Raw genomic sequence first — 9,500 nt, forward strand, 5'->3', positions numbered from 1 at the left:
TGTACGGCCGGGCCGCCTATCTGATGGACGCCCGGTCCGGCGCCGCCCTGTTCGGCAACCGATGGTGCTGCGGGCCCTGGAGTCCTTCCGCGCCGAAGGGGTCTCCAGGGAACAGGGCCTTGGCTGGCTGCCGTTCGCGTCCCGGATGGCCCATAACGTCTGGGACTTCGACAGTTGGTCGGTGCTCTCCGCGAGACTGGTCGATCTGGCACGCGAGGCGGGCGCACTGTCGGTGCTGCCCTCAGCCCTCCACATGCTCGTGTCGAACAGGGTCCTCGCCGGCGAGTTCGCCCTGGCCGACGCGCTGGTCGCCGAGGCGGTGACGATCGGCGAGGTGACGGGCAGCCGCTACCTGGCCCAGTACGCGGCCCTGATCCTTGAGCCGTGGAGAGGGCGAGAGGCCGCGACCCGTCAGGTGAGCGCAGCGATCACGCGGGACCCGGCCATTCAGGGGGAAGGCAAGGTGGTGACCGCCACCCAATGGGCGAGCGCGGTGCTCTGCAACGGCCTCGGCCGGTACGAGGAGGCGTACGTCGCCGCCGAGCGAGCCTTCGAGCACCCGCAGGAGCTCGGCGGGACGGCCATCAGGTCCACGGTCGAACTCGTCGAGGCCGCCGTCCGGAGTGGAAGGCCCGCCCGGGCGGCCGAGGTCGCCTGGCGACTCGACGAGATGGCCCGAGCCAGCGGCACCGACTGGGCCCTCGGGACCTCGGCGTGCGTACGGGCCCAGGTGAGCGACGGAGCGGACGCCGACGTTCTCTACCGCGAGGCGATCGAGCGGCTCGGCCGCACCGAGGTCCGGACGACGCTCGCCCGCACCCGGCTGCTCTACGGCGAGTGGCTGCGCCGGGAGAACCGCCGCCTCGACGCACGCGAGCAGCTGGGCATCGCATACGAGCTGCTCGGCGACATGGGGGCCGAGGCGTTCGCGGAACGCGCCCGGCGCGAGCTCCAGGCCACCGGTGAGACGGTACGCAGGCGCACCGTCGAGGCACGCGCCACTCTCACCGCCCAGGAGGCGCAGATAGCGCGCCTGGCCGGCGACGGGCTGACGAACCCCGAGATCGGCGCTCAGCTCTTCATCAGCCCGCACACCGTCGAATGGCACCTGCGCAAGGTCTTCGCGAAGCTCGGCATCTCCTCACGCAAGCAGATCCGCACCACGCTGCTCGAAGGCGCGGCGCTCACGGCCTGAGCATCCGCGGCCCCGCCGTCGTCCGCGAGCGGGACGGTGATGTGACGAGCGTCATGTCACGAGCGGCCTCCCGCACTTTGTCTCTGTAACGACGGTCCATGAGTCACCGCCGGGCCAACGGCGCGACGGCCGTCGATTCGAGAGACGATGCGGGAGAAGAGATGTTCGTCAAGAAGAGGTTGTTCATCGCGGCCGTGTCGCTGATCGCCTCCGCCGGTGGAATGACGGCGCCGGCCTCGGCCGACGACGGCGGCGCCTCGATCAGCTCCTGGGGCTTCCCCGGTGAGGGGTCCGACTGGCAGCCGGTGACCTACGCCGGCGGGCAGATCACCAGCAGGTCCACTCCGGGAGAGGCGCGCGACGACCGCGGCAACATCCTGCACGCCTGGCGCGGCGCGGACAACGACTCCATCTGGATCTCGTTGAACAACGGGCCCGCGTACTCGCTGCCCAACGCGCAGACATGGACGCCGCCGCGGGTGATCTGGACGGACGACGGGGGCCGCGGCAACTTCCGGATCTTCCACACCGGCACCGAGGGCCACGTCTACCAGCACCGCGTCCAGCTCAGCCCGAGCTACCAGCTACCCGCCACCCTGCCCAGCTGGACCAGGATCCCCAACGACACGCGCACCACCGACACCGAGCCCGTGGCGGCTGCCGCGCTGCCCGGCAACTCCTTCATGCTCGCCTGGAACAGCCAGTCCACCGACGACATCTGGACGATGTACTACAACGGCGACACCGGCACCTACAGCTCGCCCAGCGTCGTGCCGGGCGCGCGGAGCAAGGACGCGCCGGGACTGGCCGCCCAGGTGGGCGCCAACGGCGACCCCGCTCCCTGGAACCAGGTCGTGCTCGCCTTCACGGGCACCGACAACTACGTGTACATGTCGCGGCAGCGGTACGGGACCGGCAACTGGACGAATCCGTTCCGGGTCTACGCGACAGGCACCCCGGGCTACACGAGGAACGGCCCGTCCGTCGCGCTCTCCCGGAGCGGCTACGGCGTCATCACCATCACCGAGGACCGTGACAACACCATCGGCAGTTACCTGATCTCGCGCGACGGCGGGTGGAGCGGCTACTACGAGGAGAACAGCTTCGCGCTCTCCCCCGGCAGAACCCCGCTGGCCGTGGTGGCCGGAACCGATCTCTACTACGTCATCAACGGTTCGGCCGGCGGCAGGAGCGGCGTGCTGTGGAAGAAGGTCTACGACTTCGCGGCGATGCCCACGCCGTCGGCCCCGCAGTGGTGAAGCCGGCGAACGCGCAGCCGGACGACGTCATCGTCACCGACGCCGGCTCCCGGCGTCCGCGTCCTTCTCGGAGAGATCACATGAGAATGGTCCGACCAGCGGCGGCCATGATGTCCGTCCTGCTGCTCTCGTTGTCGTCGCCGGGCGGCACCCCGGCGGCGTGGGGGGCCTCCGCCTCCCCGACGTCCGTGACCGCACCTGCCGCGGTGGAGGACCCGCCGTGGGCCGGGCCTGGAGCGTCCGGCCCTGACCTGAGTCACAGCAACCGCACAACCCCGCCGGCCGGACTGCCGGACTGGTCCCGCGCCGGATACCGAGGAGGCCAGGAGCTGCCTGAGGGCGATGCGGATCTGACCGACGACGCCTCCTGCCGCATCTCGCCGGAAGAGCTCGCCTCCTCCTACAAGGTGACGGCGGACGACGGGACCGACGACACCGCCGGACTGCAGAAGGCGATCGACCACATCAAGGACGACTGCTCGCCGAACGCCAACTTCAACCGGCTCTCGCTCATCGAGCTACCGGCAGGCCGGATCGACATCACCCGGCAGATCTACGTAGATGCCGGATTTCTGATCCTACGAGGCAAGGGCTCCGGCGACGGCGGCACCCGGCTGGTGTTCAGGCCTGGCCTCCAGACCCGCTACGACCAGGTGATCAACGGCCGGTGGGACCAGGAGAGCATGATCGCCGGCACCGCCCCCGACATCGGCAACGGCGGCTGGATCTGGCCCGGGCGTGGCATGTTCCGCGTCCAGACCCGGGAGGTGGCGACCCGGTACAAGGACGACTGGGAGCTGGCCTCCAGCCTGCCCATGCGCAAGGACCTGTACGAGGGCAGCGTCAACCAGCACTGGGTCTCCGGCTTCAAGGTGGCCGCCGCGGCCGATGACCCGGGCTTCTCGGCACGGGCGGGAGGCACGGTCGTGCGGCTGGACGCGAAGGCCGACATGACCAGGTTCAGGCCCGGCGGCTATGTCTGGGTGGGCGCGGCCAACAGCAGGAAGTTCTACGCGCAGCAGGGCATCACCGAGCAGAGCATGATCGAGGCGCTCCACATGCGGCAGGAGATGTTCCGGCTCAGCCGCATGGACGCCACGGCCAAGACGATCACGCTGGACCGGCCGCTGAGGTGGGACCTGCCGGTGAACTCCGAATCGGACGGCTCCGAACCGCTGAACGGCAACGGCACCCCGTACGCCAGCAAGGTCACGCCGCTGAAGGTGGTCGAGGGCGTCGGGTTCGAAGACTTCTCCTTCACCCAGGACATGAACGGCCTGCCGAAGATCGGCGGCCAGGAGACGTACGCGCTCGCTCCCGAGCAGGCCGTGCACAACTACGGCAACCTGGCGCCCGAGTACGCCATGCACGGCATCGTGTTCAAGTGGGCGGCGAACAGCTGGGCGCGCGGGCTCAAGGCCACGATGACCGGCTCACACCCGATCGTCACCGAGGTGGCGCGCAACCTGCAGATCGAGCGCAACAGCTTCGACGGCGCCTGGAACAAGGGCAAGGGCGGCAACGGCTACCTGCGTGGCAGCCGCGTGTGGGACTCGTTGTGGGCGCACAACCTCAGCCGCGGCCTGCGCCACTTCACCTTCCAGTGGTCGGCGGGCGGCAACGTCGCCTTCCGCAACGACCTCGACTCCGACCTGAACCTGCACGGCGGCTGGGAGCACGACAACCTGTTCGAGCAGAACACGGTGCGAGTCCCCTACGAGCACCGCTCGGCCAGTTGCTCCGCCAACTGCGGTGGCGAGGGCGGTGAGATGGACGCGGGCACCTGGTATCCGATCTGGTGGGCGGCCGGGCCCAAGGCGGGCAAGTGGGCCGGCTCCTCCGGGCCGCAGAACGTCTTCTACGACAACACGCTGAGCAAGCAGACCACCGCCGGCGGGCCGTTCGAGCCGTACCGGCCGTACGGCGCCCAGGCCGGCACCGCCTTCCAGTTCGGATCGGACGGCTCCGACCCACGCGCGTTCCTGCCCCTGAGCCAGAACGGGCAGGCGATCACGGACTGGACCGGGCGGGAGACCCTGAACTACCAGGGCAACGGAGTGGCCGCCCTCGACGTGGGACACCGGCAGTCGCTGTTCCTCCGCGACACCGGCGGCGAGCTTCCCCCACGCGACCCACAGCTCGTCGACATCAAGGCGGCCACCTGGAACATGGCCGGCGCGTCCTCACCGCGACAGGGCGACAGGTACGCGACCGCGCTGCCCGCTCTGCACACCCGGGAGAGTCCTCCCAGGGAGAACGACCTCCTGGCCCTGCAGGAGACCGGCTATCCCGCCGACCGGCACTATTGGGGCAAGGACACGATCGCGCAGACCGACTACGTCAAGAGGATGCGCGACGGCAGCACGAACGCGCCTCCCGTCGAGGAGATCTGGCTCAGCCGAACCAGTGGGGGCCGCCGCGGAGGTTACCTCTACTGGCTGAACACGAACGTCGACACCGGTTCCGGCAACCCGGAGAAGATCAATCTGGCCGTCTGGACCCGGCGAAGTGTCCGGAGGGACGAGATATTCGTCGTCCCCGGAGCGACCCGGAACGGCGTTCACGAGGGCAAGTCCCGTCCCGCGCTCGGCGTCAACTATTGCGGGGTCGTCTACTTCACCTGGCACGGGGCCGCGGCAGGCGGCACGGACAACGTCACGATGCTGCGGAACATCAGGAGTCGTATGGAGAACGCCGGCCCGAACGGGCAGCCGCTGCGCTGGGTGGTCCTCGGCGACTACAACATGGAGGCTTATGGGCAGACAGGATTGTTGACCGCCCTAGGCGACGACTCCCGTCAGTTCGACGTACTGCCCTCCAGCGGGCCCACCCGGCCCGTCACGGGACGCACCATCGACTACGCCGTCACCCAGAACGGCGTCACCCCGGCGCTCTACAGGGGGTACGGGTTCGGGACGCCGATGACCGACTTCGAGATGTCGGACCACCTTCCCGTCGAATACGACTTCTCCTATCTCACCGAGGACCCGCGGTGCACGACGTCCCAACCGGCGCGGCAGGCGAAGGCCGTTCCGCGAACGACGCAGAATCTCAGAAGCGCCTCCAGCACCCGCTCCCCCTACCCTTCGGGTGCGGGGACGCGGCCCGGCAGCAGCCGCCTCAAGACCAGGACGTTCGCCCGGTCCGAGCAGAGCGCGCACAATTTCCGGTTCCTGGCCGCCGGTGACGACCCGGGACACTATCGCGTGCTGCACAGCTTCACGCGTACCTATCTGGGCCAGGAATTCGGAGTCGCCGACGCGCCGGTGATTCTCCAGGGCTCCGACGACGGCGACTCCCAGCTGTGGCGGTTGCTCGACATGGGGGACGGCACCTGGATATTGCTGAACAAGGCCACCGGCCAGGCGTTGACCGCCCTGGATCGCGCTGACGGCGAAGAACTGGTGGGTCGTGACCTCGCCGACGAATTCGACCCCGACCAGCGCTGGTTCCTCCAGGACGCCGAGAACGAGGCGCTGGACGTCGATGAGATCGTCACCGGCGCGGGATCGGCCATGACCGTACAGGACTCCGATCCGGAACCGGGCACGCCGGTGGCGCTCGAACCCGACAGCGACGATTCCGCGGAAGAATTCATGCCCGTATACGCCGACAAGACCGAGGATTATTACTGCTACTACCTGGTCCACAAGGGACTGTATGTCAATTCAACGGCCACCAACCCCGGGGTCGGCGACGGCAACCTGCTCACGCTGAACGAATTCCGTCCCAATGACGGCGGCTACATGTTCTGCACCCCGCCGGCCGACAGGCACGCCTCGCAACCGACGGCGGTGGGCCAGTACGACGCGCAGGGCCGCTTCCTCAACCTCGGCGCTGTCGGCCCGGGTCTGCTGGCGCTGAGCGCGTCCTACGGGCTCACCTGGAACTGGAAAGCCGTCGCAGACTGACCACCGCGGCGGTTCCGCCGGCGGCGGGAGCGTGATCACAACGAGCAGTCCCGCTCCCGGTGCTCGTCGAGCGCGCGGAGCACGTCGGCGCACGCCTGCGCGAAAGCGGCCAGCCGCTCGGGGCCGAGCACGTCGATGAACAGGGCGTGCACCAGCTCGGTGTGCTCGGGGACGGCCTTGTCGATCGCCGCGGAGCCCTTGTCGGTGAGCCGCACGTCGGGATAGCGGCGGTCGTCGGCGTCCACCCGCTCGACCAGCCCGCGCTGCGCCATCCGGGTGAGCTGGTGGGACAGGCGGCTCTTCTCCCACTGGGTCGCGGCGGCCACCTCCGCGACGGGCATCTCCCGCCGCTCCGACTCCGTGAGCCGGACCAGGACCTCGAAGTCGGCCGCGGACAGGTCGCACTCGCGCTGCAGGTGCTGCTGCAGGTGTGAGCCGAGGTGCTTGGCCATCTCGATGTACGTGCGCCACATCCGGTCGGCCTCGCCGATGTCCTGCTCCCATCCCATGACGCCCACTCTACCGGTTGCTTGACGTATCAACCTGGCGCTGTATGGTGGGCCGGGTTGATACATCAACCTGACCGCATGAGAGGACCGTTTCCGTGAGCGAGCAGCAGATCATCGCCGTGGTGGGCGCGACCGGGGCGCAAGGAGGCGGGCTGGTCCGCGCGATCCTCGACGATCGCGGCGGGCGGTTCGCCGCGCGAGCCCTGACCCGGGACCCGGGTTCGGCGCGGGCCAGGGAGCTGGCCGCCCTGGGGGCCGAGGTCGTGGCAGCCGATCTCGACGACGCGGGCAGCCTGCGCAGGGCCTTCGACGGCGCGCACGGCGCCTTCGTGGTGACGAACTTCTGGGAGCCGCGCACGCCCGAGGAGGAGCGGGCACGGCCCGCGACCACCAAGGAGCGGGAGCAGGCCGGCAACGCCGCGCGGGCGGGCCGGGAGGCCGGCGTCCGGCATTTCGTGTGGTCCACGCTGTCCGACACCCGCGGCTACTTCCGTCCGGACGACGGGACGCCGAGCTTCGGGGGCACGTACAAGGTGCCGCACGCCGACGGCAAGGCCGAGGCCGACCGCTTCTTCCTGGAGTCGGGCGTGCCCACCACCTTCCTGCAGGCGAACGTGTACTACGAGGCTTTCCGGGACATGTTCGCGCCCCGGCGTGACGAGACGGGCGCGCTGGTGCTGCCGCTCGGGTTCGGCGAGGCGAGGGTGGCCGCGCAGGCCGCGGAGGACGTCGGCAGGACCGCGCTGGGGATCTTCCGCCAGGGGAACGGGATGGCCGGCAGGCGGGTGAGCGTCGCCGGGGCCGTGCTCACCGGCGCGCAGTACGCCGCCGCGCTGAGCCAGGCGCTCGGCGAGCCCGTCACGTACCAGGCGGTCAGCCCCGACATGATCCGGGCCGCGGGGTTCCCGGGCGCGGGCGAGGTCGGCAACATGCTCCAGTACCTGGTCGCGGCCGCTCCCGACATCGCCGAGCTCATCGACTTCGAGCTGCTGCGTGCACTCAATCCGCGACTGCAGACGTTCGACGCCTGGCTGGCCACCCACCGGGACACCATCCCGCACTGACCGGCCCCCGCCCCTCCCCACACGCGGCCGCCCCGGCTCACCTGCAGGCATTCCGCCGAACCCTCAGCCTTTCCATGGCGGCGGTTCTCGCGGGCACGCTTCTCATGGCCGCCTCACCCGCCGGCGCCACGGCGACCAGTTCCCCGTGCGGCACCGGCCCCTGGCCCGACTGGCACGATCCCACCATCAATGAGATGACCGACATCAGGGAAGTGGTGAACCAGACGACGCGCGACGTACAGATCAACGACGGGGAGAACCAGGACATCCGTTTCACCGTCCCAGCCGGCCGTCAATGGACCGGTTCCATGTGGGTTCCCTGGGTCGGCCGTCAAGACGAGATGTGGAAGAGCATCACCATCAAGTGGGGAAACCGGAATCGCTACTGGGTGTTCCAGAGATACGGCGGGCCGGACCACGGCGATATCAAGTGCAGCGCGGTGGGCGACTTCGACAACAGTGGCCGCGTGTCCGCCAACGGCATCGAAGGCGGCAGGAAGAGGCTCGTCATCCGCGACAACGACACCCTCTTCCTGGAGTGGATCAGCTACCCCTGACCCCGACCCGGAACGATCAGCGACAAGCCCGCGCCTGCCCACCCACGATCGCTCCGGCCCGGGCCGTCCTACAGCGGCTACGGCGAGCACGTGTGTGTCGCCCTCGGTGAGGGCGATGCGCGGCGCGCTCCCGTGGTCGCCGAGAGTCAGCCAGGAGTCATCGGCCGACACCTGTCGTGGTCCTTCGGACTCCGTGGTCAGTGCGCCTGGTCGGCGAGGTCGGCCAGGTCCTCGTCGGTCAGCCGCAGGGACGTGGCGGCGACGTTCTCCTCCAGGTGGGCGAGCGAGCCGGTGCCGGGGATGAGCAGGATGTTCGGCGACCGGGCCAGCAGCCAGGCCAACGCCACCTGCGGCACGGTCGCGCCGTGGCGGGCGGCGACGGCGTCCAGGCGCTCGGCCGTGAGCGGCCGGAACCCACCGACCGGGAAGAACGGCACGTACGCGATGCCCGCCTCGGCGCAGGCGTCCACCAGCGGGTCGTCCTCGCGCCTGGCCAGGTTGTAGAGGTTCTGGACGCAGACGATCGGCGCGATCTTCCGGGCCTCGGCGAACTCGGCGGGTGTCACGTTCGAGACGCCGAGGTGGCGGATCAGCCCCTCCTCACGCAGCGCGAGCAACGTCTCCAGCGGACCGGCGAGCGGCGTCCCGGCGCGGTCGAGGTCGCCCACGCGCAGGTTGACGACATCGAGGCGGTCCACGCCGAGCGAGCGCAGGTTCGCCTCGACGCCGCGGCGCAGGCCGTCGGGGGTGAGGCCGGTCTTGCCCTCGGCGGGCAGGGCGAGGTCAGAGCCCTCGACCAGCGCGCCCACCTTCGTCACGATCACCAGGTCGTCCGGGTAGGGATGCAGCGCCTCCCGGATCAGCTCGTTGGCCGCCACGCCGTCGCGGGCGTAGTAGTGCGAGGTGTCGTGAGCCGGCCGCCGACTGGCCGGCCATCCTGGACTACTTCAAGGACTTCTACGGCGCGGACGCCTTCGACTGGGAGAACGACGTGGTCTACTACCG

6 protein-coding genes and 1 pseudogene are annotated in these 9,500 nt (G+C 69.6%); 5 read left to right on the forward strand and 2 right to left on the reverse strand.

The annotated features are described in order from the left end of the window. The first annotated feature begins 61 nt into the window (after window positions 1–61). The 3 genes from ACWCSD_RS39695 to ACWCSD_RS39705 all read left to right on the forward strand — a co-directional run bounded on the left by ACWCSD_RS39695 (window position 62) and on the right by ACWCSD_RS39705 (window position 6,365). Entirely contained in the window at window positions 62–1,195 is a 1,134-nt protein-coding gene (locus ACWCSD_RS39695; protein WP_449922600.1) for a helix-turn-helix transcriptional regulator, read from the forward strand. A gap of 161 nt (window positions 1,196–1,356) precedes the next feature. Further along, complete coding sequence (locus ACWCSD_RS39700) at window positions 1,357–2,454, forward strand: hypothetical protein (protein WP_358296011.1); 1,098 nt, start codon at window positions 1,357–1,359, stop codon at window positions 2,452–2,454. A gap of 86 nt (window positions 2,455–2,540) precedes the next feature. Further along, entirely contained in the window at window positions 2,541–6,365 is a 3,825-nt protein-coding gene (locus tag ACWCSD_RS39705; protein WP_449922603.1) for a hypothetical protein, read from the forward strand. A gap of 35 nt (window positions 6,366–6,400) precedes the next feature. Here the strand turns inward: ACWCSD_RS39705 and ACWCSD_RS39710 are convergent, their stop codons facing one another. Next, the gene (locus tag ACWCSD_RS39710; protein ID WP_449922605.1) at window positions 6,401–6,874 is read right to left on the reverse strand and encodes a MarR family winged helix-turn-helix transcriptional regulator; all 474 of its coding nucleotides are present in this window, start codon (window positions 6,872–6,874) and stop codon (window positions 6,401–6,403) included. A gap of 95 nt (window positions 6,875–6,969) precedes the next feature. Here ACWCSD_RS39710 and ACWCSD_RS39715 point away from each other — a divergent pair, with 95 nt between their 5' ends. Together ACWCSD_RS39715 and ACWCSD_RS39720 are read left to right on the forward strand one after the other, a co-directional pair. After that, a complete protein-coding gene (locus ACWCSD_RS39715) occupies window positions 6,970–7,938 on the forward strand; it encodes an NmrA/HSCARG family protein (RefSeq protein ID WP_449922607.1) in 969 nt (322 codons plus the stop codon). A 74-nt stretch (window positions 7,939–8,012) separates the two neighbouring features. Beyond that, window positions 8,013–8,495 carry a hypothetical protein gene (locus ACWCSD_RS39720; protein ID WP_449922609.1) on the forward strand — a complete coding sequence of 161 codons (483 nt, stop codon included), beginning with the start codon at window positions 8,013–8,015 and terminating at the stop codon, window positions 8,493–8,495. 197 nt (window positions 8,496–8,692) lie between these two features. On the opposite strand, the pseudogene ACWCSD_RS39725 reads toward ACWCSD_RS39720, so the two are convergent. Further along, window positions 8,693–9,391: pseudogene (locus tag ACWCSD_RS39725) on the reverse strand (oxidoreductase); the annotation flags it as partial. Window positions 9,392–9,500: the final 109 nt, after the last annotated feature.

It is taken from the genome of Nonomuraea sp. NPDC001684, from assembly GCF_053596515.1.

Coding starts and splice junctions, on each gene's coding strand:
- ACWCSD_RS39695 (WP_449922600.1), top strand. CDS start 62: ATGGTGCTGCGGGCCCTGGAGTCCTTCCGCGCCGAAGGGGTCTCCAGG.
- ACWCSD_RS39700 (WP_358296011.1), top strand. CDS start 1,357: ATGTTCGTCAAGAAGAGGTTGTTCATCGCGGCCGTGTCGCTGATCGCC.
- ACWCSD_RS39705 (WP_449922603.1), top strand. CDS start 2,541: ATGGTCCGACCAGCGGCGGCCATGATGTCCGTCCTGCTGCTCTCGTTG.
- ACWCSD_RS39710 (WP_449922605.1), bottom strand. CDS start 6,874: ATGGGATGGGAGCAGGACATCGGCGAGGCCGACCGGATGTGGCGCACG.
- ACWCSD_RS39720 (WP_449922609.1), top strand. CDS start 8,013: ATGGCGGCGGTTCTCGCGGGCACGCTTCTCATGGCCGCCTCACCCGCC.